Source organism: Nesterenkonia muleiensis, assembly GCF_003600155.1.
In the GTDB taxonomy this organism is placed as follows: domain Bacteria; phylum Actinomycetota; class Actinomycetes; order Actinomycetales; family Micrococcaceae; genus Nesterenkonia; species Nesterenkonia muleiensis.
Genome location: NZ_QWLD01000003.1, coordinates 344,847 through 370,346, shown reverse-complemented (window position 1 = coordinate 370,346; position 25,500 = coordinate 344,847). Strand labels below are relative to the sequence as shown.

General features: G+C 65.2%; 25 protein-coding genes and 1 tRNA gene. All 26 read left to right on the top strand.

Annotated features, from left to right (window positions below; all coding sequences use genetic code 11):
• The first annotated feature begins 1 nt into the window (after position 1).
• The 26 genes from DVO78_RS01985 to DVO78_RS01860 all read left to right on the top strand — a co-directional run bounded on the left by DVO78_RS01985 (position 2) and on the right by DVO78_RS01860 (position 25,433).
• Complete coding sequence (locus DVO78_RS01985; RefSeq protein ID WP_120003178.1) at positions 2–994, top strand: ABC transporter permease; 993 nt, start codon at positions 2–4, stop codon at positions 992–994.
• Positions 991–1,893, top strand: a complete 903-nt coding sequence (locus DVO78_RS01980) for an ABC transporter permease (RefSeq protein WP_238385083.1) — start codon at positions 991–993, stop codon at positions 1,891–1,893. The genes DVO78_RS01985 and DVO78_RS01980 overlap by 4 nt, the downstream gene beginning before the upstream one ends.
• 2 nt (positions 1,894–1,895) lie before the next feature.
• Entirely contained in the window at positions 1,896–2,816 is a 921-nt protein-coding gene (gene murQ / locus DVO78_RS01975) for an N-acetylmuramic acid 6-phosphate etherase (protein ID WP_202912052.1), read from the top strand.
• Positions 2,813–4,531 carry an anhydro-N-acetylmuramic acid kinase gene (locus tag DVO78_RS01970; protein ID WP_120003105.1) on the top strand — a complete coding sequence of 573 codons (1,719 nt, stop codon included), beginning with the start codon at positions 2,813–2,815 and terminating at the stop codon, positions 4,529–4,531. The genes murQ and DVO78_RS01970 overlap by 4 nt, the downstream gene beginning before the upstream one ends.
• Positions 4,528–5,664 (top strand): serine hydrolase domain-containing protein, encoded by a 1,137-nt coding sequence (locus tag DVO78_RS01965; protein ID WP_157983809.1) that lies wholly within the window; start codon positions 4,528–4,530, stop codon positions 5,662–5,664. The genes DVO78_RS01970 and DVO78_RS01965 overlap by 4 nt, the downstream gene beginning before the upstream one ends.
• Positions 5,661–7,298 carry an ABC transporter ATP-binding protein gene (locus tag DVO78_RS01960; protein WP_120003103.1) on the top strand — a complete coding sequence of 546 codons (1,638 nt, stop codon included), beginning with the start codon at positions 5,661–5,663 and terminating at the stop codon, positions 7,296–7,298. The genes DVO78_RS01965 and DVO78_RS01960 overlap by 4 nt, the downstream gene beginning before the upstream one ends.
• The gene (locus DVO78_RS01955) at positions 7,295–8,065 is read left to right on the top strand and encodes a glucosamine-6-phosphate deaminase (RefSeq protein ID WP_120003102.1); all 771 of its coding nucleotides are present in this window, start codon (positions 7,295–7,297) and stop codon (positions 8,063–8,065) included. Before DVO78_RS01960 ends, DVO78_RS01955 begins: the two co-directional genes overlap by 4 nt.
• The gene (locus DVO78_RS01950) at positions 8,065–8,967 is read left to right on the top strand and encodes an N-acetylglucosamine-6-phosphate deacetylase (RefSeq protein WP_238385082.1); all 903 of its coding nucleotides are present in this window, start codon (positions 8,065–8,067) and stop codon (positions 8,965–8,967) included. The genes DVO78_RS01955 and DVO78_RS01950 overlap by 1 nt, the downstream gene beginning before the upstream one ends.
• A gap of 10 nt (positions 8,968–8,977) precedes the next feature.
• Positions 8,978–10,117, top strand: a complete 1,140-nt coding sequence (locus DVO78_RS01945) for an adenosine deaminase (protein ID WP_120003100.1) — start codon at positions 8,978–8,980, stop codon at positions 10,115–10,117.
• On the top strand, positions 10,114–10,521 hold the full coding sequence (locus DVO78_RS01940) for a MazG nucleotide pyrophosphohydrolase domain-containing protein (protein WP_120003099.1): 408 nt from the start codon (positions 10,114–10,116) through the stop codon (positions 10,519–10,521). The genes DVO78_RS01945 and DVO78_RS01940 overlap by 4 nt, the downstream gene beginning before the upstream one ends.
• A 103-nt stretch (positions 10,522–10,624) precedes the next feature.
• A complete protein-coding gene (eno, locus tag DVO78_RS01935; protein ID WP_120003098.1) occupies positions 10,625–11,905 on the top strand; it encodes a phosphopyruvate hydratase in 1,281 nt (426 codons plus the stop codon).
• 362 nt (positions 11,906–12,267) lie between these two features.
• Positions 12,268–12,894 (top strand): FtsB family cell division protein, encoded by a 627-nt coding sequence (locus tag DVO78_RS01930; protein WP_157983808.1) that lies wholly within the window; start codon positions 12,268–12,270, stop codon positions 12,892–12,894.
• A gap of 11 nt (positions 12,895–12,905) precedes the next feature.
• Positions 12,906–13,517 carry a DUF501 domain-containing protein gene (locus DVO78_RS01925; protein WP_120003096.1) on the top strand — a complete coding sequence of 204 codons (612 nt, stop codon included), beginning with the start codon at positions 12,906–12,908 and terminating at the stop codon, positions 13,515–13,517.
• On the top strand, positions 13,514–14,503 hold the full coding sequence (locus tag DVO78_RS01920) for a Ppx/GppA phosphatase family protein (RefSeq protein ID WP_202912051.1): 990 nt from the start codon (positions 13,514–13,516) through the stop codon (positions 14,501–14,503). The genes DVO78_RS01925 and DVO78_RS01920 overlap by 4 nt, the downstream gene beginning before the upstream one ends.
• A complete protein-coding gene (locus DVO78_RS01910; RefSeq protein WP_238385081.1) occupies positions 14,503–15,978 on the top strand; it encodes a S8 family peptidase in 1,476 nt (491 codons plus the stop codon). The genes DVO78_RS01920 and DVO78_RS01910 overlap by 1 nt, the downstream gene beginning before the upstream one ends.
• Positions 15,979–16,064: 86 nt before the next feature.
• Entirely contained in the window at positions 16,065–17,459 is a 1,395-nt protein-coding gene (locus DVO78_RS01905) for an NAD(P)/FAD-dependent oxidoreductase (protein WP_120003094.1), read from the top strand.
• Positions 17,460–17,517: 58 nt separating this feature from the next.
• Positions 17,518–17,591 (top strand) — tRNA-Leu (locus tag DVO78_RS01900).
• A 67-nt stretch (positions 17,592–17,658) separates the two neighbouring features.
• The gene (locus DVO78_RS17405) at positions 17,659–17,964 is read left to right on the top strand and encodes a hypothetical protein (protein ID WP_157983807.1); all 306 of its coding nucleotides are present in this window, start codon (positions 17,659–17,661) and stop codon (positions 17,962–17,964) included.
• A gap of 149 nt (positions 17,965–18,113) precedes the next feature.
• Entirely contained in the window at positions 18,114–18,896 is a 783-nt protein-coding gene (locus DVO78_RS01895; RefSeq protein WP_120003093.1) for a hypothetical protein, read from the top strand.
• Positions 18,893–21,112, top strand: coding sequence for a YhgE/Pip domain-containing protein (locus DVO78_RS01890; RefSeq protein WP_120003092.1), 2,220 nt, complete (start codon positions 18,893–18,895; stop codon positions 21,110–21,112). Before DVO78_RS01895 ends, DVO78_RS01890 begins: the two co-directional genes overlap by 4 nt.
• The gene (locus DVO78_RS01885) at positions 21,109–21,780 is read left to right on the top strand and encodes a TetR/AcrR family transcriptional regulator (RefSeq protein ID WP_274380724.1); all 672 of its coding nucleotides are present in this window, start codon (positions 21,109–21,111) and stop codon (positions 21,778–21,780) included. The genes DVO78_RS01890 and DVO78_RS01885 overlap by 4 nt, the downstream gene beginning before the upstream one ends.
• Before the next feature lie 91 nt (positions 21,781–21,871).
• A complete protein-coding gene (locus DVO78_RS01880; RefSeq protein ID WP_120003090.1) occupies positions 21,872–22,393 on the top strand; it encodes a TetR/AcrR family transcriptional regulator in 522 nt (173 codons plus the stop codon).
• Positions 22,394–22,439: 46 nt separating this feature from the next.
• On the top strand, positions 22,440–23,060 hold the full coding sequence (locus tag DVO78_RS01875; protein ID WP_120003089.1) for a biotin transporter BioY: 621 nt from the start codon (positions 22,440–22,442) through the stop codon (positions 23,058–23,060).
• Positions 23,057–23,785, top strand: coding sequence for an energy-coupling factor ABC transporter ATP-binding protein (locus DVO78_RS01870; RefSeq protein WP_120003088.1), 729 nt, complete (start codon positions 23,057–23,059; stop codon positions 23,783–23,785). The genes DVO78_RS01875 and DVO78_RS01870 overlap by 4 nt, the downstream gene beginning before the upstream one ends.
• Positions 23,782–24,426, top strand: coding sequence for an energy-coupling factor transporter transmembrane component T family protein (locus tag DVO78_RS01865; RefSeq protein WP_120003087.1), 645 nt, complete (start codon positions 23,782–23,784; stop codon positions 24,424–24,426). The genes DVO78_RS01870 and DVO78_RS01865 overlap by 4 nt, the downstream gene beginning before the upstream one ends.
• Positions 24,427–24,533: 107 nt before the next feature.
• On the top strand, positions 24,534–25,433 hold the full coding sequence (locus DVO78_RS01860; RefSeq protein WP_120003174.1) for a Bax inhibitor-1/YccA family protein: 900 nt from the start codon (positions 24,534–24,536) through the stop codon (positions 25,431–25,433).
• Positions 25,434–25,500 lie beyond the last annotated feature (67 nt).

Here is a 25,500-nt window from a genome sequence, read left to right as displayed (position 1 = left end):
CATGCCGCAGAAAAAGGGGGCTGTACTGCACTCGCTGCGCAGCTCACCGACGGTGCGTCGCCTGGTGGGCGCTCTCGGGACCCTCTTCGGCGTCGCCATCACCGTCTTCGTGATGCTCCGGGCACTGCCTGGAGACCAGATCACCGCTGCCTACGGAATCGAAGCGGCGGGGCTCACCGAGGAGCAGCGGGAGACCCTGCGTGCCTACTATGGGCTCGACCAACCGCTCATCGTCCAGTTCTTCACCTGGTTGGGCAATGTGGTCACCGGCAACCTCGGCTACTCCTCGCGCACCAACCAGAGCGTGCTGGAGATGACCCTGCTGTCCCTGCCGGTGACCCTGCAGCTTGCCGTGCTCTCTATCCTGGTGGCGTTGCTGATCGGCATACCCTTGGGGATGCTCTCGGCTTCGCGGCCCAATGCCGCCCGGGACTGGCTGGGCCAGGGAATCGGCCTGGCCGGACTCGGGGTGCCGAACTTCCTGCTGGCGACCTTCCTGTTGGGCTTAGCTGCGCAGGTGTGGGGATTCAACCCCAACGGCTTAGGGTACGCCAGCCCGTGGGAGAACCTGTGGCTGAACCTGCAGCAGATGATGATGCCCTCGCTGGTGCTGGGCTTCGCCGTGGCGGCCCCGGTGATGCGCACCACGCGGACCGCGGTGCTCGAGGTGCGCAGCCTCGACTTCATCCGCACTGCCAAGGCTAAGGGGGTGCCCCCTCGCCGGCTCCGCTGGAGCCACATCCTGCGCAACGCCCTGGTGCCGGTGGTCACCATGACCGGCATGCAGTTCGGTTTCCTGCTGGGCGGGGCGGTAGTGATGGAGCAGATCTTCTCGCTGCCCGGCCTGGGGCGCCAAGTCCTGCTGGGCATGAACCAGCAGGAGTACGCCGTGGTGCAGAGCACTGTGCTGGTCATCGCGCTGCTGTTCGTCATCGTCAACCTGCTCACTGACCTGCTCTACCGAAAGATCGACCCGAGGGTGCGTGCCGATTGACCACACCAGCTGACACACTCAGTACAGAACTCGCCGCGGCCCAGGTGCCGACCGGCCGAGTCGGCCGCAGAACCTTCTTCGCGCTGATGGCCAGTCCGAGCGGGCTCATCGGACTGGCCATCGTGGTGGTATTCGCCGTCATCTCGCTGGTCGCCGCCGCAGGGCTGCTGCCCTATGGCCCAGCCGAGCAGGACGCCGCATCCCGTCTGCAGGCGCCCTCGGGCACCCACTGGATGGGGACTGACCAGTTTGGCCGAGACGTGTTCTCCCGGGTTGCCTCCGGCATCGGAAACTCCGTGCTAGTCGCCATCGTGGCTACGCTGATCTCCGGCACCCTCGGAACCGTAGCGGGGACGGTCTCCGGTTACCTGCGGGGCTCCACTGACGCCGCCGTCGGTGCGGTGACCAATGTGCTCTTCGCCTTTCCCTCGCTGCTGCTGGCGCTGACCATCGCCTCGGTCTTCGACCGCAACTGGTTCACCGTGGCGGTCGCCATCGCAGCGGGCTTCACCCCGATCTTCGTCCGCACCGCACGTGGCCCGGTGCTCACACTGCGTGAGATGGACTACATCAGCGCGGCCCGGGCCACCGGCATGCGCGCCGGAAGCATCATGCTCCGGCACATCCTGCCGAACATCACCGGGATCCTCATCGTCCAGGTCACCCTGACCCTGTCCTGGGCGGTGCTGGCCGAAGCCTCGTTGAGCTTCTTGGGCTTCGGGACCCCGCCGCCGGCTGCGTCGCTGGGGTCAATGGTCTACGATGCGCAGACCCTCGTGGTGGCTGCGCCCTGGACGCTGTGGGCACCTGGAGCTGCGCTTATCCTGCTCATCGTGGGGCTCAATCTGCTGGGAGACGGGCTGCGCGACGCCCTCGATCCGAATCGGAAGGGACGGTAGGAATGGCGACTGACTCTATGGATCTGGAGGTTCTGACCACCGAAGCATCGGACCCCAGGTACCAGCAGATCGACACACTCAGCGTTGCTCAGCTGGCGCACCTGATGAACGAGGCCGACCAGAGCGTGCCGCTGGCCGTCCGTGCCGCCATGGACCAGATCGTGCCCACCATCGAAGCGGTCAGCGAACGCATGGCACTCGGCGGCCGGCTGATCTACGTCGGTGCCGGCACCCCGGGGCGGATAGGAGTCCTTGACGCCTCGGAGATCCCACCGACCTTCTCCGCCTCGGATCGAGTGATCGGCATCATCGCCGGAGGCCCCAGGGCGATCCTCCACGCTTCCGAAGGCGCTGAGGACGACGACGCTGCCGGTGCGGCAGCCATCGATGAGGCCGGCGTCGGGCCGCTGGATGCTGTCATCGGCATAGCCGCCAGCGGACGTACGCCATTCGTGGTGGGTGCGGTCGGCCGAGCCCGCGAGGTCGGAGCCCTGGGCATCGGGCTTTCCTGTAACGCAGAGACTCCACTGTCAGCGGTAGCCGAACACCCCATTGAGGTGATTGTGGGCCCGGAAATCATCAGCGGTTCCACCCGGCTGAAGGCCGGCACCGCCCAGAAGCTGGTGCTCAATATGTTCTCCACCATCTCGATGATCCGGCTGGGGAAGACCTATGGGAACCTTATGGTCGATGTGCACGCCTCCAATGAGAAGCTCAGAAACCGGGCGGCGCGGATTGTTCAGAAGATCACCGGCAGCCCCGTCGAACACGCCAGCGCGGCGCTGCAGCAGTGCGGCTACTCCGTACCGACGGCGGTCATCATGCTCCACAGCGGCATGAACTCGGATCAGGCAACTACGGTGCTCGGCAACGCTGACGGGCGGCTCCGGGAAGCACTTCAGAGTCTGGAGTCGGCCCCATGAGCTCCTCGAAGATGAGAATCCTCGGGCTGATCTCCGGAACCTCGCATGACGGGATCGACGGTGCCGTCGTCGACTTCACCTGCGGATCAGAGGTGCTGGACATCGACATCATCAGTCGCAGCGCGACACCGTACTTGCCGCAGCTGAGAGCGAAGCTGCTCAAAGCACTTCCCCCGGAGCCCACGAGCCTGGCGACAGTGGCGGAGCTGGACACCCAGATCGGCCAGGCGTTCGCCCAAGCTTCCGCAGATGCCCTGGAGTCAGCCTGGGTGAGCGCCGAATCGGTGGACCTGATCGTCTCCCACGGCCAAACGGTCTACCACTGGGTCGCCGAATCCCCGAATTCGACCCAGGTGCTGGGGACCCTGCAGATCGGTCAGCCGGCGTGGATCGCCGAGCGAACAGGGGCCCCGGTGCTCTCCGATGTGCGTATCCGCGATATCGCTGCCGGCGGCCAGGGAGCCCCGCTTGCCTCAACTCTGGACGCACTGCTGCTGGCCGGGCGTCCTGGGACTGCAGCGGCACTGAACCTCGGCGGGATATCCAATGTCACCGTGGTAGGGAAGCAGCCCGTGCGCGCCTGGGATATCGGGCCCGCCAATGCGCTCATCGACGCAGTCGTCGCTGACCGGGACCTGCATCCGGCCGGATACGACGACGCCGGCGCCATCGCCGCCACCGGCCGGGTCTGTCAGCCCTTGTTGGAGCTGATGCTCGAAGAGAAGTACTACCGGCAGCCCGCTCCGAAGAGCACCGGCAAAGAGCTATTCCACATCGGCTATGTGAATCAGGCGTTGCAGCGGCACGCCGATGAAGGCGGCGACCCGCTCAGCGATGCCGATTTGGTAGCCACCCTCACTGAGCTGACCGTGCGCACCGTGGTCGATGCCCTCAGTGCCGAGGGGGCCGACGAGCTCTTCGTCTCCGGCGGGGGAGTGCACAACCAGGTGATGATGGACGGCCTGATCCGGGGCCTGCCTGATACCTCGGTCCGGAGCATCGACGCTCTGGGCATCGGCCCCGACGAGAAGGAGGCGGTGCTCATGGCACTCATCGGGTGGCTCTCCCTGCACGGTCTGGCGGGCGCTGCGACAACGGCCACAGGAGCACGATCCCCGCGCATCCTGGGTAGCATCACGCCCGGCGGCGGCCCCCTCCGGATCCCTGAACCTCTACCGAGCCCCCCGTCGGCGGCACGGGTAGCCAGCGTCCACCCAGACCTCGCCACAGTCACGGTACGGGCGGCTGATCTCACCGACCTCGACGCCGCCGTCGAGGTCTTCCTCAGCTGCTGGCACACCAGCTATCAGGCGGTACTGCCCAGGCACCTGGTAGAGCGCATGGACCCGAACCAGGCCCGCGAACTATGGAGCGTGGGACTCGCGGACACCACCACCGAGACCCTGGTGGCAGAGCATGACGGGGCGGTGGTCGGTGTGGTGCGCTATGGCACCCAGGACAGGGGCAACGGCCACGTCCGCTCGCTCTACGTGGATCCCGCAGCCCAGGGCGGTGGATACGGACGTAAACTGCTGCAGGAGGCGACCGATGCACTGCGCAGCAGCGGAGCGGATGAGATCTCCCTCTGGGTTTTTGAGAGCAACACCCCCTCCCGACGTTTCTACGAGCGTCAAGGATGGATTCCCGATGGTCAGCGCAGCGTGGATCCGCGTTACGGAGAACCGCAGATTCGACTGGTGAGGAGCCTGCCATGACACCTGGCGTCACCGAGCAGAACACAGGGCAGCATCAGCCGCCCGGAGCGGTGCTGGTGGTCATCGAGGGTGATCAGAGGTTTGTCTCGGTCACGGGTCTGGCCGATATCGAGACCGCTGAACCGATGACCGAAGCGCATTTTCATGACCTCGCCTCGGTGAGCAAGGTGCTCACTACCCTTACCCTGCAGCGTCTCTTCAGCGATGGCGCGGCGGCTCCGGGAGACCCCCTGAGCAGGTTCCTTCCCGAGGCCGGGACGCACGGGGAGGCGACCCTGGATGATCTGCTGCGGCACCGTGCGGGGTTCCGGGAGTGGTGGCCGCTGTATCTGATGCCCCATGAAGATCCTGTCGCTGCGGCGCTCTCGCTGGATCCGCGATACCCCCGGGGCCGCGGGCGGCACTATTCCGATCTGGGCATGCAGGCTGTCGGAGCCGTCATCTCCCGTATCACGGGCCTTGGCTTTGCCGAGGCCGTCATCGAACTGCTGCTCGAGCCCCTGGGAGTCGAGACTGTGACCCCCGGCAGCCCTCCGCCCGGGGCACCGGTCACCTCCGGGCAATACGGGGACGCCATTGAGCGTGACATGGTCACCACAAGCACTCCGCATCCCGTCGACGCCGGGACTCAAACCGCTGCTGAGCGATTCCCCTGGCGGCGGCACCTGATCCGCGGTGAGATCGGCGACTGCAACGCCTTCCACGCCTTCGGCACAGCGGCAGGCCACGCTGGCTGGTTCGCCGATGCCGCTGGTCTGCTGAGGATCGCCGAGGTGCTGGCGAACCCGCAGAAGGCCGGGATTCGCGCTGAAACCTCTGCATCTCTCAGTACAGAGAAAGACCAGGTCGCCCACGACCAGGGTCAGGGCCAAGGGGTACGCACCTATCGGATGCAGTGGCGAGGTCAGCAGCGGGTGTTCCTCGGGCACCCGGGCTTCACCGGTACCTTCATCGCGGCTGCTCCCGCTGTCGGCGAGTATGCGCAAGTGCTCAGCGTGTTGCTGACCAACCGGCTGCACGGAAGTCCGGTGCCAGGCCGCGCCCACCTGATGCCTGTGGACACCATGTGGCGTACCGCTATGGCGGGTGTCCACGCCAGTTTCCATCCGAGCCGAACAGGTGATCCGATATGACCGACCCAGTCCTCTCCATCGCCGACCTCAAGGTCACCTTCTCCACCCCTGGCGGAGAGTTCGACGCCGTTCGGGGCATCAGCCTCGACGTGATGCCCGGCGAAACCGTGGCCATCGTCGGGGAGTCAGGCTCGGGCAAGTCGACTCTGGCGGCGTGCATCAACCGACTGCTCGCCGACAACGGCCGGATCAGCCGCGGCAGCATCCGCTTCGAGGGCCGTGAGCTGAGTTCCGCCTCTGAGCGTGAGATGCTGCGCCTGCGCGGTGCCGGGATCGGCCTGGTTCCCCAGGATCCGATGTCCAACCTCAACCCGGTGCACACGGTGGGGCGCCAAATTCTCGAGGCGCTGGAGGTCCATGGCCGGGGACGCGGCGCCCAGGGCCGGAGCCGGGTGCTGGAACTGCTGCACATGGTGGGCATACCCTCGCCGCAGGAGCGCTATGACCAGTACCCGCATGAATATTCCGGTGGAATGCGCCAGCGCGCCCTCATCGCCATGAGTCTGGCTTGCCAGCCGCGTCTGCTCATCGCCGATGAGCCCACCAGCGCCCTCGACGTCACCGTCCAGCGGAGAATTCTCGATACGCTTGAGGAGCTCACCGGGCAGACGAACACCGCTGTGGTGCTCATTACCCACGATCTCGCCCTCGCCGCCGAGCGGGCCGACAGAGTGCTGGTGATGTACAAGGGAGAACTCGTCGAATCCGGCCCCGCCCGAAAGATCTTGAAGAGTCCTCAGCACAGTTACACACGCAAGCTCGTCGCCGCTGCCCCAAGCTTTGTCACAGAACCCCTGGTCGGCTCCGTTGGCGGACCAGGCGCGACACAGACCGATGCTGCAGCTCCGCTGGTCGAGGTGATCGGGGTGGGACGGAAGTACACGCTGCGCGGCAGGGCCGCAGGTGAGCAGTTCTGGGCCGCCCGGGACATCAGCTTCGGTATCCCGAAGGGCCGTACAGTCGCCATCGTCGGCGAATCCGGTTCCGGCAAATCCACCACTGCAAAAATGCTCCTGGGCCTGGAGACAATCAGCGAGGGAACCATCCGCATCGCGGGCAGGGAGCTTGCCGGCCTGCGCGGACGGGAGATGATGGCGGTACGTCGGCAGATTCAGCCCGTTTTCCAGAACCCCTATGCCTCGCTTGACCCGCGCTACACCGTCGCGGAGTCAGTGGCAGAGCCGCTGCGCGTCCACAAGGTCGGTATTCGCCGCAGCCGATTGCAGAAGGTCCATCAGTTGCTTGAGCAGGTAGCACTGCCGGCCACAGTGGCGCAGCGTCTTCCGCATGAGCTCTCAGGCGGACAGCGGCAGCGTGTTGCCATCGCACGGGCGCTTGCCCTGGAGCCCGAGCTCGTGGTCCTCGACGAAGCCGTCTCCGCCCTCGATGTGCTGGTGCAGAATCAGATCCTTGAGCTGCTTGTGGAACTTCAGCAGCGGTTGGGCCTCAGCTACCTGTTCATCAGTCACGATCTCGCGGTGGTGAATATGATCGCCCATGAGGTTCATGTGATGCAGAAGGGGAAGATTGTGGAATCAGGTGCTCCGCAGCAGCTCTTCGCCTCCCCCGAATCGGACTACACCAAGGAGTTGCTCGCTGCGATTCCCGGTGCCGCATTGGAGGACGCTGCATGACCAGCCTGTATGTGGTTGACACCCTTGCCGAGGGCGGTCAGATCGGTGCTGAAGAAATTGTGGAGGCAGCCGTGCGGTGCCAGCGCGTGGAGGGGGATTTCGTCCTAGGGGTGTCCACAGGCAGCACGCCCGGCAGCACCTGGCGGGCCCTGGCAGGGCGCCTGGGGGAGTCTAGTGTCGACACCGGCAGGATTCAGGCCTTCGCCCTCGACGAGTACCTTGACATCGAGGCCGACCACCCCGAATCCTACCGTGCAGTAGTCCGCAGGCAGATCACCCTCCCGTTGGGCCTGAACCCTGAGAAGGTGCGCTGCCCCGGGGATGATGGGAGAGATCTGCAGGCACCGCAGCGCTACGAGCAAGCTATTCGGGATGCCGGCGGTATCGATCTGCAGGTGCTGGGCATCGGCCGTAACGGACATATCGCCTTCAACGAACCTGGCTCGTCGTTGGCCTCGCGTTGCCGAGTGGCGGCACTGGCAGAGCAGACCCGCCAGGACAACTCCCGCTTCTTCTCATCTCAGGAGGAGGTGCCCCGCTACTGCATCACCCAGGGGATCGGCACCATCATGCAAGCTCGCCAGCTGCTGCTGATAGCCTACGGCACGGCGAAGGCTGAGGCACTGGCAGCAGCACTGGAGGGTCCTATTACTGCCGCTGTTCCGGCATCGGCAATCCAGCTGCATCCTGATGTGGTCGTCGTTGCTGACCGCAGTGCGGCCTCCCTGCTGGTCCACTCCGCCAATTACTCCGCCCTGAGGTTATAGTGCCGGGCGGCGGGTACACGGACATACATACTCACGGGGCGGTCGGCTGCTCCTATGATTCTGCCGACTACGGACAGGTTGCCGCAGCCCTGGACTTCCACCATCAGCACGGGACCTCGGACACCCTGCTGAGCCTGGTCAGCGCCCCGCCGGAGCAGCTTGCCGCTCGACTGCGCAGACTACGGAGCACCTTGTCCGGTCACCACGTGATCAGCGGCGTCGCCATCCACGGCGTCCACGTGGAGGGGCCCTTCCTAGCCCCGGCGCGTGCCGGCGCGCATGCCCCCCAAGCGTTGCGTGAACCCTCCCCATCGGCGGTGGAGACGCTGCTGGAGGCCGGCGAGGGAATCCTGCGCCAGGTGACCTTGGCCCCCGAGCTGCCTGGCGCCATGGAGGCCATCGACCGGTTTAGCGAGGCCGGAGTCCTGGTGGCAGTGGGCCACACTGCGGCCGACTATGACATCACCGCCGAGGCATTTGACAGGGGCGCGTCGCTGCTCACCCACGCCCTCAACGCTATGCCGGGTCTGGAACACCGCGCTCCGGGGCCGCTGGGAGCCGCGCTGGACCGGGATCACGTGGGCATCGAGGTCATCGCCGACGGCGTTCACGTCCATCGGGTGCTGATCAGGACCCTCTTTGCAGCGGCACCCGACAGGGTGATTCTGGTGACCGACTCTATGGCCGCCGCCGGACTTGGCGATGGCACCTACCGGCTGGGCGGTTTGGACGTGGAGGTCCGCGATGGAATCCCGCTGTTGGCCGACGCGCGGACTCTCGCCGGCTCCACCCTGACCATGGACGTGGCTGTGGGGACGGCCATCGCCGCCGGTGTGCCCGCACAGCAGGCCAAGGCGGCGGCGAGCACAGTTCCGGCTCGCTTCCTCGGCTTCGACCATTAGGCTGGAAGGCATGACTGAGAATCCCGGGTTAGACGACCAGATCCGAGCACTGCCCAAAGTATCCCTGCACGACCACCTGGACGGGTCGCTGCGCCCCTCGACGCTGATCGAGCTGGCCACGGTGATCGGCCATGAACTGCCCAGCACCGACCCTGATGAGCTCCAGGACATCTTCCGCACCAACGCGGACTCCGGGGATCTGCTCAAATACCTGGAGGCCTTCACCCACACCACCGCAGTGATGCAGACCTCTGAGAACCTACGCCGGGTGGCCCGTGAATACGTGGAGGATCTGGCGGCCGACGGTGTGGTCTACGCCGAGGTCCGCTGGGCGCCCGAGCAGCACATCGCCGGCGGACTCACCCTGGACGAAGCGGTGGAAGCGGTTCAGGCCGGGCTCAATGAAGGTGCCGAGACGGTGGCCGATCACGAGGGCGTCATGGTCGTCGGGCAGCTGCTCTCCGCCATGCGCCAGGCCGACCATGCCGATGAGATCGTCAACCTGGCCATCCGGCACCGGGAGAATGGGGTGGTGGGCTTCGACATCGCCGGCCCCGAGGCAGGATTCCCTCCCTCGAAGTTCGCCCCAGCCTTCACCCGCCTGGCCCAGGAAATGCTTCCGGCCACAGTGCACGCCGGAGAGGCCGACGGCATCGAGTCGGTGCGCGGAGCCTTGGTCGAAGGCCGCGCCAAGCGCCTGGGGCACGGTATCCGGGTCGCCGAAGACATCACCCTGACCACCGGTGAGACCTCCCGCTCAAAGACCAGCGACGGCGGGGAGGAGCTCGTCGAGGTCGAACTGGGCCCGGTGGCCCGCTGGGTCCGCGACCGGCAGATCCACCTGGAAACTTCTCCGACCTCCAACCTCCAGACCGGTGCGGTGAGCGCACTGACCGGAGAGCCCGACGCCGAGCTGGCCCAGCATCCCTTCGACATGCTCTATCAGCTGGGTTTCAACGTCGGCGTTAACACCGACAACCGGTTGGTCTCCGGGGTCACCCTCAGCGGAGAGCTGGCCGTGCTGGCCTCGGCCTTCGACTACGGCCTGGCCGAGCTCGCTGACTTCCAGATCAACGCGATCGAGTCCAGCTTCTTAGGCTATGAGGAGCGCGAGGCGCTTGCCGCCCACATCCTGGAGGCCTGGCAGTGACCCAGCTCCCCCATATGGAGCAGCTGAAGCAGATCATCGCCGATCTGCGCCAGCACTGTCCCTGGACCGCGCAGCTGACCCATCGGACGCTGACCCCTTATCTGCTGGAGGAGGCCCAGGAGGTCGCCGAGGAGATCGAGGCCGGGATCACCGGGGATCCGCTGCGGAAGGAGCTCGGCGACATTCTGCTCCAAGTGGTGCTGCACGCCGCCATCGCGCAGGAACGTGAGGACTTCGATCTCGACGGCGTCGCCGAGGCGATCTGCGCCAAGCTCATCCGCCGCAACCCGCATGTCTTCGAGCCCGATGGCACCCTGAACCCCCAGGAGTCAACGATCGAGGAGATCGACGCCGCCTGGAACCGGATCAAGCATCAGGAGAAAGCCGAGCTGGCAGGGGAGTGAGAGCAGGCGTCGTCGTGCTGATGCCAACTCTGATCTGCTCGACTAGGCTGGTGGCAGTCAATGGAGACCGCCGTTGTGTCACCCCCCTAGGCAAGGAGAATCCATGTCCCTGATCGCCAGCGTCTTCGGCCGCGAAATCCTCGACTCCCGCGGCAACCCGACCGTGGAGGTCGATGTGCTGCTCGACGACGGCAGCTTCGGCCAGGCCGCCGTTCCCTCCGGCGCCTCCACCGGTGCCTTCGAAGCGGTGGAACGCCGCGACGGCAACAAAGACCGTTACCTGGGCAAGGGCGTGACCGAGGCTGTCAAGGCCGTCAATGAGATCATCGCCCCTGCTCTGGAGGGCCTTGACTCCACCGAACAGCGTTCAGTCGACCAAGTTCTGCTGGACCTCGACGGCACCGAGAACAAGGCCAGCCTCGGCGCCAATGCCATCCTGGGGGTCTCACTGGCTGTGGCCAAGGCCGCCGCTGACGCCTCCGACCTGCCGCTGTACAAGTACCTCGGCGGCCCCAACGCCCACCTGCTGCCGGTCCCGATGATGAACATCCTCAACGGCGGCTCGCACGCCGACTCCAATGTGGACATCCAGGAGTTCATGATCGCCCCGGTGGGTGCCGCCACCTTCTCCGAGGCGCTGCGCGCCGGGGTGGAGGTCTACCATGCGCTCAAGGCCCTGCTGAAGGAGAAGGGGCTCTCCACCGGGCTCGGCGACGAGGGTGGATTCGCCCCCGACCTCCCCTCCAACCGCGCGGCCCTGGACCTGATCTCCGAGGCCATCACCCGTGCCGGGTACACCCCCGGTACGGACATTGCCCTGGCCCTGGACGTGGCCGCCACCGAGTTCTACTCCGACGGCGCCTACACCTTCGAGGGCGAGCAGAAGACCCCGGAACAGATGAGCGACTACTACCGGGAACTGGTGGAGGCCTACCCCCTGGTCAGTATCGAGGACCCCCTGGATGAGGACGACTGGGACGGCTGGAAGACCCTCACCGATGCCATCGGCGGCAAGGTCCAACTGGTCGGTGACGATCTATTCGTCACCAATCCTGACCGCCTGGCCAAGGGCATCGACGCCGGCACCGCCAATTCGCTGCTGGTCAAGGTCAACCAGATCGGCTCGCTCACCGAGACTCTGGACGCCATCAGCCTGGCCCAGCGCAGCACCTACACCACCATGATCAGCCACCGCTCCGGCGAGACCGAGGACACCACCATCGCCGACATCGCGGTGGCGGTCAACGCCGGGCAGATCAAGACCGGAGCTCCGGCCCGCTCCGAGCGCGTGGCCAAGTACAACCAGCTGCTGCGGATCGAGGAGGAGCTCGGCGACGCCGCCCGCTACGCCGGCGCCGCAGCCTTCCCGCGCTTCCGGAGCTAGTATCGCGCCTTCGCCGCTCACACTGCACCGTATGACAACTAAGTGCGCACGTTCTGCGTACCTGCGCGGGAAATAACCCGCGCACAAGTTCATAGCTTGCGCAGTTAAAGCCCAGTGACCGCACCGAGTGGTTTCGGCGAAGGCCGCGTGTCAGCACAAGTCGCCGAGATCGAAAACACGGAAAGAAGCAAGCGCTGTTAGGGATCAAATCACGGATCCTGGGCGTGTCCGGGGGTCGGCTTATACTGCCGCGGCACTAGGCTGAGGTCCTGTAACTGAACGCTTCCCATCAGTGGTGTGCTCGCCGGTTCGGCCCTGACGCTGAACCGGCCGGGCATGCCTAGTCCAAGGCGGTGACTGCCGTGGTGCGACATGCTCGCCATCCCAAGGAATCTGCCGCTGCCGAGGGCGTCCCCGCCGAGGGCCGCACCCGCCGTGCTCAGCACCGCGCTGAGAAGGCTCAGCGCCGTCGGCTCGAAGAGCGTGAACAGGTCTCAGGACAAATCCGCACTCCGGACGAGATCACTGCCAGGCGAGCTCGTCGGGCGGACAAACCGCACCACCACGCCCAGGCCCCGTCGAAGAAGACTCCAGTCTCAGCGCGCAGGCTGGTGCCGGAACGCACCTTCTCCGGGCGGATGATCGTCCTGACAGTGGTGACATTGGTGGTGATCTCCTTCCTGGTTCCCACCGTGCGCACCTATCTCCAGCAGCGCGCTGAAATCAACGAGCTCGCCGAGCAGATCGCTGTGGAGGAACAGCTCAACAGGGAGCTCTACTCGGAGCTGGCCCGCTGGGACGATCCGCAGTTCGTTCAGCAGCAAGCCCGCGAGCGCATCAACCTGGTGATGCCCGGAGAGCGCCGCTACCACGTGATCGGAGACCTCAGCAAAGCAGAGGTTGAGACCGACTCCGTGGAGGACGCCGAAGAGGAGAGTGACTGGACGGATCAGCTCTGGGATTCGGTGGTCGAATCGGCTGACCAGTAAGCTGGTGTGTCGTGACCGATGCCCCAGCGCCGCACTCCGTCCCCACACAGGGTGACCTCGACACGCTCAGCCTGCAGCTGGGCAGGCCGGTGCGCGACGTCGTCGAGATCCCTGCTCGCTGCCGATGCGGGTCTCCGCTGGTGGCTGCCACCGCGCCGCGTCTCTCCAACGGAATTCCCTTCCCGACCACCTTCTACCTCACTCACCCCATCCTGACCGCCGCCGTCTCCCGGCTGGAGTCTGTGGGAGCGATGGCTGAGATGAATGAGCGGCTTCAGGCGGACCCGCAGCTGGCCGCACTGTACCGTGCGGCGCACCAGCACTATCTGGATGAGCGTGAGCGGATCCGCATAAGGGCCGGGCTGGAACCGGTCTGGGAGATCGAGGGCATCACAGCAGGGGGGATGCCCGACCGGGTCAAGTGCCTGCACGTGCTGGCCGGACACGCGCTGGCCGCCGGCCCTGGGATCAACCCGCTCGGTGATGAGACCCTGGACCGGATCCGGGACGAATGGACCCCGGATCTCTGCCGGTGCGGCACGGCCTGGGACCACAGCGCCGAGGTTCCCACCAGAGACCTCTCCCGCCATGTGCGCGGCCTTGAGGAAAGAGAATCATCATGAGAGTCGCCGCCATCGACTGTGGCACCAACTCCATCCGGCTGCTGATCGCCGATGTCGACCTGCCCGGGTCCGGTGCCCTCACCGATGTGGTCCGCAGGATGACGGTGGTGCGTCTGGGCGAGGGCGTTGACCAGACCGGTGAGTTCTCCGCGGCGGCGCTGCAGCGCACCTTCTCAGCAGTCGATGACTACGCCGAGCTCATCCGCAAGCACAAGGTCCAGGCGGTGCGGTTCGCCGCCACCTCCGCCTCGCGGGATGTGAGCAACCGCGGCGAGTTCATCGACGGGGTCAGAGCCCGGCTGAGCGTGGAGCCGGAGGTCATCCGCGGTTCCGAGGAGGCCGGGCTCTCCTTCGCCGGGGCGGCCTCGGTGCTGAACTGGGACGTTGAACGCAAAGTCCTGGTCATCGACCTCGGCGGCGGGTCGACCGAATTCGTGCTCGGCACCTCTGCAGGGGCTGAGCACGCCATCTCCACGGATATGGGCTGTGTGCGCTTCACCGAACGGCATATGCGCTCTGACCCCCCAGCGGAGACCGAATGCTCCATGGCCGCTTTCGAAACCCTCAGCTTCCTGGAGGATGTTGCCCAGGTGGTCCCGCTGCACGAGGCAGAGGCGGTGATCGGAGTGGCCGGCACCGTCACCACGGTGACTGCCCATGCCCTGAAGCTCGAAGATTACGACGCCGAAACCATCAACGGTGCCGAACTGAGCCTCGATGCCATCCACCAGTCAGTGGACCAGCTGGTCCACACCACCCGGGACCAACGTGCGGCCATGCCGTTCATGCACCCTGGCCGTGTGGATGTCATCGGTGCCGGGGCCCTGATCTGGGGCACCATACTGGACTATCTGAACAAGGTCACCGGTGGCCGGGTGAGCACCGCCATCGCCTCCGAGCACGACATTCTCGACGGGCTGGCGATGTCGGTGGCCCATGCGGCGGCGGAGAACAGGCATCATGAGTCGAAAGGAGCAGGCACCTGATGGGGCGTCGTCGTTATCTCTGTGTGGGTCTGGCCGTTATGGTGGCCGCACCGCTGGCCGCTGCGCCCGCTTCAGCGTTCCAGATACGGGATCAGCAGTTCTGGCTGGAAGACTACGGGGTCACCGAGGCCTGGGAGACGACCCAGGGGGAGGGGGTCACCATCGCGGTCATCGACACCGGAGTCGACGGGGACCACCCGGCCCTGGAAGGCTCGATCGCCGGCGGCACCGACGTCTCAGGGGGCGGCGACGGCACCGGAGGGCCGGTGTCGCAGGTCAACACCGAACACGGCACGCTGGTCGCCTCCCTGGCAGCAGGACGCGGTGAAGAGCTCCCGGAGCCGGACGAGGTGGAGGCGGAGGACTTCGATGACCTCTCCGAGGATGAGTGGGATGACTGGTTCGATGAGTTCTTGGCTGATCTCGAGGAGCTCTATGGCGAGGACTGGGAGGACGAGGTCGATCAGGACCTGCTCGATGAGTTCTACGAGACCCGCGAATTCCCCGGCATGGAGGAAGCCGAGGAGGAAGCACCCGAAGAGGACGTGGCCGCTGTTCCATGGCCGGAGCGGCCGCTGGGAGTAGTCGGGGTCGCCCCTGAGGCAGATCTGTTGTCGATCTCGCTGGTCCTGGAGGACCCCAACCCCTACGGGCCCGGCACCGAGGACCAGATCGCCGAAGCAGTGACCTGGGCAGTGGACAACGGTGCCGACATCATCAATATGTCCATCGGCTCCGGGGTCCAGGACTGGTCCGAGACCTGGGACGAGGCGTTTCTGCACGCCGAGGAGAACGATGTGCTGGTCATCGCAGCCTCCGGCAACCGGGCGGCCGGGCACTTCTCAGTGGGCGCCCCGGCAACCATCCCGGGAGTGCTCACCGTGGCGGGGGTGGACCAGGATCGCAATATCAGCGAAGAGTCCTCCTCGCAGGGCATAGCAGTGGATATCGCGGCAGCCTCCGAACCGCTGGTCGGGGCGCTGCCCGGCGGGGAATCCGCCACCTGGACCGGCACATCCGGGGCCACCCCGATCGTTGCCGGGGCTGCAGCGCTGGTCATGGCGGCCCATCCTGAGCTTTCGGCCCCAGAGGTCAAGCACCGGCTGCTGACCTCGGCGGACTCCGCCGGAGCCGAAGGCATCGACCCGGAATACGGCCATGGCGTGCTCAATGTTGACGAGGCCGTCAGCGGCAGCCTGCCGGAGTTCAATGCGGACGACTACGACACCCTCGCCGACTGGATCCGGATCCACCGCCGCGCCGAGACTGACGAGGACCAGCACGAAGGCATCCCTGAGGATTCAGGTGTGGTCGCCGGGCCCGAGGGCGAGCCGCGAGAGCTGCCTCAGGCCGCTGAGTCCAGAACTTCCCAGGACTGGGCCGGAGCGACGACTCTGGGCGTGGGCGGACTGGCTGTGGTGCTGCTGCTGACCTTTGCCGCAGTGCACCTGCTCTCCCGCCGTGAGAACTCCTGAAGCGCGGCCGGCCACGCTGCTGGCCGGACCGGTGGCACGCCCAGCGCCTGATTTTCAACAGTCGAAACCCCTATAGGATGGAGCCCATGGCACTCAAGCTCTCAGAGAAACCCCGTGTTCTGATCGTCGGCGGCGGCTATGTCGGCCTGACGGTTGCCCAGCAGCTGCAGAAGAAGGTCAAGGCCGCAGGAGGGATCGTCACCCTGGTGGATCCGCTGCCGTACATGACCTACCAGCCTTTCCTGCCTGAGGTGGTCGGCGGCCACATCGAGGCACGCCACGCGGTGGTTCCGCACCGGCGGCATCTGAAGGACACCGAGGTGATCACCGGCAAAGTCACTTCTGTGGACCATGAGGCGAAGGTCGCGGTGGTGGGTCTGGGCTCTGCCGAGGATGGGAGCGTGGAGAGCGTGGAGGTGCCCTATCAGGACATCGTGATGGGTGCCGGGGCCACCACCCGGACCTTCCCGATCGAGGGCCTGGCGGAGAACGGCATCGGCCTGAAGACCATTGAAGAGGCCCTGGGCCTGCGCAACCACATCCTGGAGCGGCTGGAGTCTGCCTCGGTGATGACCGACGAGCAGGCCAAGAAGCGCGCACTGACCTTCTCGGTGATCGGCGGAGGGTTCGCCGGCATTGAATGCATTGCCGAGATCGAAGACATCATCCGTGCCTCGGTGAGCCAGAATCCGCGTCTTGCCCAGTCCGATGTGCGGATTGTGCTGGTCGAGGCCATGGGCAGGATCATGCCTGAGGTCACCGAAGACCAGGCCGAAGGCGTGGTGGAGCATCTGCGCGGCCGCGGCATCGAGGTGCTGCTGAACACCTCCCTGGGCTCGGCCGTCGACGGTGAACTGACCCTGATCTCCATGGCGGATAAGTCAGAGGTCGACAAGTTCGGCGCCGATACCCTGGTATGGACCGCCGGTGTGGCCGCCAACGCCGTGGCCCGGAGCTCCTCGTTCCCGGTCGATGAGCGCGGCCGGATCACCGGCTCGGCGACGCTGCAGATCCTCAATGAGGATGGTGACGTGATCGAGGGAGCCTGGACTGCCGGAGACATCGCGGCGATTCCGGACCTCACCGGGGCCGGACCCGGAGGCTTCTGCGTGCCCAACGCCCAGCACGCCTCCCGCCAGGCCAAGGTGCTGGCCAAGAACCTGTTCTCCGTCCGCTACGGGGCAGGGGAGGTCACCGAGTACAAACACGAGTCCCTGGGGGCTGTGGCTGGACTCGGACTCTACAAGGGAGTGGGCAACCCCATGGGCCTCAAGCTCAAGGGCGTTCTGGCCTGGGCGGCACACCGCGGCTACCACGGGATGGCCATTCCTACTTTCGAGCGCAAGGCCCGTGTGGCTGGCGGCTGGGTCAACGAACTGATCTTCGGCCGCGACGTGACTCCGCTGCGTGACCTGGAGAACCCCACCGCAGCATTCTTCGAGGCTGCCGGTGGCAACAAGAAGGAGAAGGCCAAGGGCTAGAGCCCGGCGCCGACCCCGGTACGATGAAAGGGCCGTGTCCGCACGGCCCTTTTGTCAACCCCCTGTAGCCCAATCGGCAGAGGCAGTCGACTTAAAATCGATCCAGTCTGGGTTCGAGTCCCAGTGGGGGGACCGCTGCTGAGCGACGCAGGCTTCGGGGGCTGTGAGATCATTCTGCATCAGCGCAGGCGGCGGCGCCATGACACTGGGCCTCCACTGCCTGCAGAATCTGTGGGTCCGCCAGGTGCGTGCGTGCTGCCGGGCGCTGAATCAGCGTGGTGCAGAAATGCTCTGGCCGAGGCAGTCCCACACCCAAGGTCTCGGCTCTGAGGAACATCTCGCCCCAGTGCTGCGGACCCGAGCGCCAGAGCAGGGTTCCCTTGCGTTCGTCACCTTCATCGGAGCCAAAAGCACGCCTTTCGACGGGCCACAGTTCCAGATGAAGGTGACCAGGCACCAGATCCTGGTGCTGAGCCTGGTCGACGCCGGCCCAGTAGCCGCATGATGGCAGGGCCGAGCGGATGCGCCGCCGCCCGTGCGGTCACCGCTGTCAGCTCGCAGTCTCGGGCGAAAAGAACCGACGCTGTCTAATGCGATACGGGAGAGTATTACTCCTGAGTTTGTACTGACTGGTCAGTTTAGTAAACTGGTGGCATGCTTCTTGCCCAGAAGGTGGCCTTCGACGAGCACCACTTCCGGCTCATCGGATCCACAGATTTCTCCGCACCAGACGGCGAGCTCTCCCTGCTGCACGCCTCGACGGCCATGTCACGGACCTCACTGGCCCTCATCGCCTCAGGGAGGATGAAGCCGGACGGCGGTGAGGTCCGCTACGAGGAGAACGACGACGCCGATCCTGGCCAGGATCGCCGCGCAGCTGGGCTTCTGCGGCGCAGGACAGCGCTGGTGGATGCCCCGGGAATCACTGCTCCTGAGCACCACATGACGGTCCGGCAGGTGGTCTCAGAGTCTCTGGCGCTGCGCCCCATGACCGCCCAGACCCCCGGGAGGCCGGGGAGCCGCCGGAGACTGCGAGCGCAGGTCCGTTCCATGGACTGGCTCGAGAGCCACGGGCTGAACCAGCTGGCCCGGCAGAAAGTCGTGGCACTGGAGGCCGAAACCCGGTTGCGGCTGCTGATCGAGCTGGCGTTCGCGGACCCTGCGGTGCGCTGCGCCGTCGTTGACTCCCCGGACCGGCACCGGATTGCCTCCCATGAGCTTCTGCGATTGTTGAAGAGCCTCACCGGTGCAGATCGGCAGCGCGCCATCCTCGCCGTTCTTGGTCGAGTTCCCGAGGGTGCCGAGGCACTGGCTGGCACCATCAGTTTCGCGAACGAAGCAGGTGGCAGGCCTGGAGCGGCAGATGAGCCGGCAGACGACGATGAAGAGCGCGAAGACCTCGCCGCCCTGGGCCGCATGATGGAGGAGGACCGATGACCTTTCTCCGCCTGGTGCGCTCCGAGTTCGAGCGGATGACCAGCAGCTTCACTCCGCTGATCACTGTGCTTGGGCTCGCGATGGTTCCGGTCCTGTACTCAGGAATCTATCTCTACGCCAATTGGGATCCCTACGAGAATCTGGACAATGTCGGTGCGGCCCTGGTCAACCTTGACCAAGGGGAGGATTTCGACGGCGAGTTCCGCACCATCGGTGATGACGTTACCGAAGAGCTCATTGACGAAGCCTCTTTCGGCTGGGAGGAAGTGGACTCGCGGCAGAAGGCAGAAGCGGGCGTGGCCAGCGGTGATTACCAGTTCGCCCTCATCGTCCCTGAGGAGTTCTCGGAGGCACTGGCATCGCCCAGTTCCTTTGAGCGTGCTGACCGCGCGATGATCGACATCATCACCAACGAAGCCAACAACTACCTCCTGAGCAATATCGTCACCATCCTCGCCTATGAGATTCACGGCTCGGTCGCCGAGGAGGTGGGCCGGGAGACTGCTGACCAGATGCTCACCGGGTTCGGACGGATACACCAAGAAATTCTCGATGCCGCCGACGGCGCTGGTGAGCTCGAGGGCGGTATCGGCGATCTCCACCATGGGCTTGAGACCTTGAGTGCCGGCGCCCAGGAGCTCACCCGAGGTGCGCGCAGTCTTGACGAGGGTGCGGGTGAGATCTCGGTGAATATGAGTGAGCTCGCCAATGGGCTTGAAGATCTCTCAAACGGGGCTGGTCAGTTCTCCACCGGTACCGGTGAGCTCTCCAGCGGTCTGGCTGACCTCCAGAACGGGGCGGGCTCACTGGTCACTGCCGCGGAGAGCCTCTCCGAGGGTGCCAGCACATTGAACAGCGGGCTCCTTGGGCTCAGAGATGGCGCGGAGCAGGTGGCCCAGGGCAATGAACAGCTCGCAGTGTCAGGGCAGGAGGCGGCCGCAATCCTCCAGGAGTTCGAAGATGCTGCCGCCGGGCGAGCTGACCAGGCTGTGACCGACCTGATCGCGGCGGGTCTCATCACCGAGGAGCAGTCTGAGGAAGCTCATGCGGCCCTTGCAGACGCGAGTGAGGACTCGCAGTTGATTGAACGAGCTCAAAGTGCGCGCACCCAGCTGCAGGAGGCGCAGAGTGATGTTGATCAGCTGGCTGCCGGTGCACGCAGCGTCGCCGATGGCGCCCAGGAGCTGCACAGCGGCAGCTCAGAACTGTCGACTGGGGCGTCCCAGCTGGCTTCTCAGGCCCCTGATCTGGCGGAGGGAGTCACTAATGCCAAACAGGGGGCGGACTCCTTGGACAGTGCTGCTGACGAGCTCTCCACCGGGGCCGACACCGCTTACAGCGGTGCCCGGCAGCTCTCCGCAGGAGCCGCTGAGCTCGCTGAGGGAACATCGGAGCTCAGTGATGGTGCGGCCGGGCTTCGCCATGGTCTCGGTGATGCGCAGGATGGGGCTGGTGAACTCCTGGACGGGTCCGGTGAACTGGTGGATGGCTTGAGTTCCGGTGCCGGCGATGTGCCAAACCCTGATGAAGGCGAGCGAGCCGAACTCAGTGATGTGATCGGCAACCCGCTGGAGGTCAACAAGACCTCCCAGGCAGAGGCCGGCAATTACGGTGCCGGCATGGCCCCGTTCTTCCTGGCCCTCTCATTGTGGATCGGAGCCCTGGTGATGCTCCAGGTGCTCCGCCCGACCTCTCCGCGAGCACTGGCTTCCAACGCCAACCCGTTCTCGATTGCATTGGGCTCGTGGATCCCGTTCCTACTTCTCTCGCTGGCCCAGAGCGGACTGCTCTACGCGGCGGTGGTGCTGGGCCTAGGGCTCACCCCAGCACATCCGTTGTTCGCCCTCGCCATTCTGCTGGCGGCTTCCATGGCGTTCTCCGCACTGGTCCAAGGTGTGGTGACGCTGCTGGGGAACCCGGGCAAGATGCTCATCATCTTCCTGCTGGTGCTCCAGCTGGTGGCATCCGGCGGCACCTTCCCGCCCCAGACACTGCCCGCACCGCTGCAGGCGCTGCACCATGTGCTTCCCATGAGCTATGCCGTGGACGGGCTGCGTCATGTGATCTACGGCGCCGACCTCGGCGCCTTCTCCACCACGATCGGCGCTCTGCTGGTTACAGCCCTCATCGGCTTTGGTCTGCTGGTGCTGGCAGTGTACAAGAAGAAGATGTGGGACTTGGAACGCCTGCACCCAGCGATTGAGGAGGCACAGTGAACGGCATACTGCCGTCATCGGCAAGAGCGAGAGCACCTGAACGCTCCGCACGGCTCTCAGCAAGGACGAAGATTCTCCGAGCGGCCATGGCGCTGGAAGACCACCGCAGTGTGCACGAACATACGGTGGACGAGCTCGCCGCCTCCGCGAACGTGGCCAAAGGCTCGGTGTACTACCACTTCGGCTCCAAAGAACGCCTGGTGCAGGAAATGCTGATCTATGGGGCCTCCGAGCTCATGGACATCATGGAGGAGTTCGATGCGAACAGTGGTGGGGCCGAGGGTGCCGATGACGTGCGGACCCAGTACCGTCAGCAGGTCACCTCTGCCTTCGAATTCCTCAACACCTTCCCCTCTTTCACCGGTCTGGTGGCATTCGCCATGGCCCGCAGCCAAGCGCAGGAGAGCGAGCAGCTCAGGGCCGGAAAGGAGGCGATGATCGCGCTGATCGCCAACCGTCTAGAACGGCTTGACAAGGCAGCGGTCTCCGTGGGCCTGCGGGACGTTCTCACTCCGCCCAACAGCCTGGAGATCACCGCCACAGGCCTGCTCTCGGCCGCAGTGACACTGAGCATCGAACGGCACACCTCCCACCCTGAGCGGACCGTGGAAGAGTGCGTCGAGGCCCTGGTGAGAATGTCCTTGCCCGAAGTGCCCATCCGCTCCTGACTCTGAGTCCAGGAATCCTCACTGAGGCTGTCCCTGCTCTGCTGACGGCCGTACTTGGAGTGAGACGCCTCCGCCGCCGTATGCTGGTGGAATGGCGTTGACCGCGGGGCAGATCGTGACCACCGCCCATGATCTGGTCGCTCAGTATGGGCTTCAGGATGTGTCGATGCGGCGGGTGGCCGCAGAACTCGGAGTGCGTCCAGGAGCCCTTTACTACCACCTTCCCAATAAGCAGGAGATGCTGCGTCAGGTGGCTCACCGCATGCTCGATCCGTTGCGCGATGCCGTGGGGGCGCCTTCGGAGCTGATGCGCCTGCTGCGCCAGACTCTGTTGCCGCTGCGGGACAGCGGAGATCTCACTCTCATCGCCTATGCGCTGGATCCGGAGCTTCCCCCGGTCCCCGCCTTGCGGGCGGCTCTGCTGGATGCCGGGCAGAGTCCGGCGCAGGCCGCAGAGCGGGCGTCGGTGCTCATGCGATACGCATTGGGTGCGGTGGCAATCGAACAGAACGCTCGAATGTTCGGCACGCAGACAGAGGACGATTCGCTGCTCTACGAAAGTGCGGTGGCGCTGCTGACCACCTCGACTGAAAATTTGAACACCGTTCAATAACTTCTTATAGTGATGTCAACAACCGTTCGCATCCGGAGGTGTCCCCATGTCCCAGCCCACAGTTGAGCCACTGCCCGCTGCTCAGGCTGCTCGGCCACGGAGGCAGAGCCGTGCCCAGGACACAGCCCTGATCGGTGTCTTCGCCGGACTGATCGCAGTGCTGGCCCTGGTTCCGCCGATTCCGGTGGGCAATTTCGGTGTGCCCATTACCCTCCAGACTCTGGGTGTTGCACTCGCAGGCCTGGTACTGGGGCCTTGGCGCGGCTTCGCCGCCGCGGGGCTCTACGTGGTGCTCGGGCTGTTGGGGATTCCGATTCTTGCCAACTTCTCCGGAGGTCTGGGTGTGCTGGCCGGTCCCAGTGCGGGGTATCTGCTTGCCTTCCCCCTCACCGCATTGGTGACAGGTCTGGTGGCCCGCGCCGTCGTCCGCCGAAAACAGGGTCGATGGCGGGCGCCGCTGCTCTTCCTGGCGGCGATCACCGGCAGCATAGTGGTGACTCATCCATTCGGGATCCTCGGGATGAGCGTCAACTTAGAGATCAGTCTGCGGGAAGCGTTCTTCCTGGACATCGTTTTTTGGCCGGGCGACGTCGTGAAGTCAGCGGCGGCCGCGGCAGCCGCGACCCTGGTGCACCGGGCCTATCCCGCAGTGCTGGCGAGGCGATGACCCTCAGCAGTTCAGCCGGAACCGATTCACCCAGTGACGTTGAGTTCCGCCGCGTTCGCGTCTTCGCCGGTGACCGGCTGCTGCTGGAGGTTCCTGAGCTGAGCCTGAACCATGCGCGGATCAGCGTGATCGGCCCCAACGGCGGGGGCAAGTCAACCTTCCTGCAGTTGGTCAACGGTCTGGTGGAGCCCACTGAGGGATACGTCAGGCATGAAGGTCTGGACACTGTCGAAAGCGGCCGGGAGGTCCGTCAGCGCGTCGGGCTGGTCTTCTCCAACCCGGCAGCACAGCTGGTGATGCCCACCCCCTTGGAGGACGTGGAGCTCTCGCTGCGCCGCAGAATCTCCGATGCGGCCCAGCGACGCAGTGCTGCCATGGAGTCTTTGGCCGCGCTCGGCATCGCAGATCTCGCTGAGCGCAGCTCCCAAGAGCTCTCCGGCGGGCAGCAGCAGTTGGTGGCCTTGGCGACAGTGGTGGTGCTCAAGCCGAGGACGCTGCTGCTTGATGAGCCCACCACCCTGCTGGATCTGGTCAATGCCCAGCGGTTCACCGCACTGGTGGAGCAGATGGGAGTCCAATACGGCATCCGAACTCTCATGGCCACCCACGACCTCACCCTGGCTGGACGAGCTGAGCATTGTCTGCTGGTGGACAGTGGCAGAATCGTGGCCCAGGGGGATCCGGAGACTGTCATTGCCAGCTACCGCCAGCGCAGTCAAGCATGAGGGCACGACGGCGCCCCCGCCCCCTGCGTCCGCGCGAGCAGGTGTTGGGCCGCAGGGCTCCCGGCGATGGGTTCCTGCACGCCGCGCCGGCGGGAGCCAAAGTGGCCGGACTGGCCATCCTGACGCTGGTGGTGGTGCTCACCAGGGAGCCGCTGGTGAACGGCATCATCGGCGTGCTGATCCTGGTGACCGCAACTGCTGCGAGGGTACCTCTGGGGATGCTGCTGTCGCTGCTGCGGCGTCTCTGGGTGCTGCTGGCGGTCCTGGCGGCGGTGCAGCTGATCTTCAATGACCCTCAGACTGCCGCAGAGGTGCTCAGCCGTATCCTGGTCTGTCTGCTGGCCGCCCAGCTGCTGCTGCTCAGCACTGAGCCCACCGATGTGGTGGGAGTCCTGCGCAGAATCCTCACCCCCGCCCGCATCATCGGGGTCCGGCCCGGCGCGGTCGCACTGGCGGGATTGATTATGCTGCGGTCCATCCCCTATCTGGCCGACCGTTTCCACCTGGCCGGACAGCAGGCGCGCGCCAGGGGACTGGAGCGAGATCTGCGGGCCCGAACCGTGCCGTTGCTGCTCGGAACGGTGGACTATGCTCGGGACACCGGGCGGGCGCTGAGCGCACGGGGGATCGAGGAAGTCTGAGGGATCGGTGTCACGGGCATAATTCGTGCCCTCTGTGTGGTTTAGACTAGATGAAAGCTACGGATTCGCCGTTGACGACGAACCCCATGAAGGAGAGCGGAACCACTATGGCCAACCAATTCGGCAGCTCCAGCAACCCGGTTTTCAGATCGGGTGCTATGCCTGACCAGTTCAACGCGGACAAGCGCCGCCGGTTCTATATGGACTCCAACGCAGGCACTGTGCGCGAGGATACGCGCCAGCAGCAGACCTATGCTCAGCAGCACGGGCTGCCGCCGAGCGACAAGCTGGAAGAGCAGTACAACCTGCCTGCCCACGCTGGATCGCAGGGCACCCCGATGACCTACGACGACGTCATCCGCAAGACGGTGACCAGCTTCGCGGTCCTGCTGGTCGGAGCGGGTGTGGCTGTCACACTGGCCTCGATGATGCCCGGTGCGGTGATGGGCCTGGCTGTGATTGCCGTGCTCGGCGGTCTGGTGCTCGGTCTGGTCAATGCCTTCCGACGTGAACCGAACCCGGCGCTGATCCTGGCCTACTCCGGAACTCAGGGCTTCTTCCTAGGGGCTTTCACCTGGGTGCTGGAGATCGCCTACCCGGGTGTGGCCTTCCAGGCGGTGACAGCGACTCTGGTGGTCTTCGGCACAGTGCTGGCTCTGTTCAAGTCCGGCAAGGTGCGGGCCACTCCCAAACTCAACAAGATGTTCTTCACCGCGCTGATCGCCTACGTGGTGTTCAGCCTGATCAACTTCGGACTGGTCATGTTCACCGACATCGGGATGTTCGGCATGCGTGCCGGCTGGCTCGGTGTGGCTATCGGTGCCTTCGCCATTCTGCTGGCCACCTACTCGCTGGTGCTGGACTTCACCAACATTGATGAGGGGGTCAAGGCTGGTGTTGAGCAGAAGTACGGTTGGGCCGCCGCCTTCGGTCTCACCGTGTCCCTGGTCTGGCTCTACATCGAGATTCTGAGGGTCATCGTCATTCTGCGGTCGATGGCTGACTGATCACCTTATCGTCTTTATTGTCGAAGCGGTCCGTCGGTTCTCTCCGGCGGACCGCTTTTGCATCTGA

Bases quoted from the DNA above. Each gene is read 5' to 3' on its own strand.
- DVO78_RS01985 (WP_120003178.1), top strand. From the start codon at position 2: ATGCCGCAGAAAAAGGGGGCTGTACTGCACTCGCTGCGCAGCTCACCG.
- murQ (WP_202912052.1), top strand. From the start codon at position 1,896: ATGGCGACTGACTCTATGGATCTGGAGGTTCTGACCACCGAAGCATCG.
- DVO78_RS01970 (WP_120003105.1), top strand. From the start codon at position 2,813: ATGAGCTCCTCGAAGATGAGAATCCTCGGGCTGATCTCCGGAACCTCG.
- DVO78_RS01965 (WP_157983809.1), top strand. From the start codon at position 4,528: ATGACACCTGGCGTCACCGAGCAGAACACAGGGCAGCATCAGCCGCCC.
- DVO78_RS01960 (WP_120003103.1), top strand. From the start codon at position 5,661: ATGACCGACCCAGTCCTCTCCATCGCCGACCTCAAGGTCACCTTCTCC.
- DVO78_RS01955 (WP_120003102.1), top strand. From the start codon at position 7,295: ATGACCAGCCTGTATGTGGTTGACACCCTTGCCGAGGGCGGTCAGATC.
- DVO78_RS01945 (WP_120003100.1), top strand. From the start codon at position 8,978: ATGACTGAGAATCCCGGGTTAGACGACCAGATCCGAGCACTGCCCAAA.
- eno (WP_120003098.1), top strand. From the start codon at position 10,625: ATGTCCCTGATCGCCAGCGTCTTCGGCCGCGAAATCCTCGACTCCCGC.
- DVO78_RS01920 (WP_202912051.1), top strand. From the start codon at position 13,514: ATGAGAGTCGCCGCCATCGACTGTGGCACCAACTCCATCCGGCTGCTG.
- DVO78_RS01910 (WP_238385081.1), top strand. From the start codon at position 14,503: ATGGGGCGTCGTCGTTATCTCTGTGTGGGTCTGGCCGTTATGGTGGCC.
- DVO78_RS01905 (WP_120003094.1), top strand. From the start codon at position 16,065: ATGGCACTCAAGCTCTCAGAGAAACCCCGTGTTCTGATCGTCGGCGGC.
- DVO78_RS17405 (WP_157983807.1), top strand. From the start codon at position 17,659: ATGACACTGGGCCTCCACTGCCTGCAGAATCTGTGGGTCCGCCAGGTG.
- DVO78_RS01895 (WP_120003093.1), top strand. From the start codon at position 18,114: ATGCTTCTTGCCCAGAAGGTGGCCTTCGACGAGCACCACTTCCGGCTC.
- DVO78_RS01890 (WP_120003092.1), top strand. From the start codon at position 18,893: ATGACCTTTCTCCGCCTGGTGCGCTCCGAGTTCGAGCGGATGACCAGC.
- DVO78_RS01880 (WP_120003090.1), top strand. From the start codon at position 21,872: ATGGCGTTGACCGCGGGGCAGATCGTGACCACCGCCCATGATCTGGTC.
- DVO78_RS01875 (WP_120003089.1), top strand. From the start codon at position 22,440: ATGTCCCAGCCCACAGTTGAGCCACTGCCCGCTGCTCAGGCTGCTCGG.
- DVO78_RS01870 (WP_120003088.1), top strand. From the start codon at position 23,057: ATGACCCTCAGCAGTTCAGCCGGAACCGATTCACCCAGTGACGTTGAG.
- DVO78_RS01865 (WP_120003087.1), top strand. From the start codon at position 23,782: ATGAGGGCACGACGGCGCCCCCGCCCCCTGCGTCCGCGCGAGCAGGTG.
- DVO78_RS01860 (WP_120003174.1), top strand. From the start codon at position 24,534: ATGGCCAACCAATTCGGCAGCTCCAGCAACCCGGTTTTCAGATCGGGT.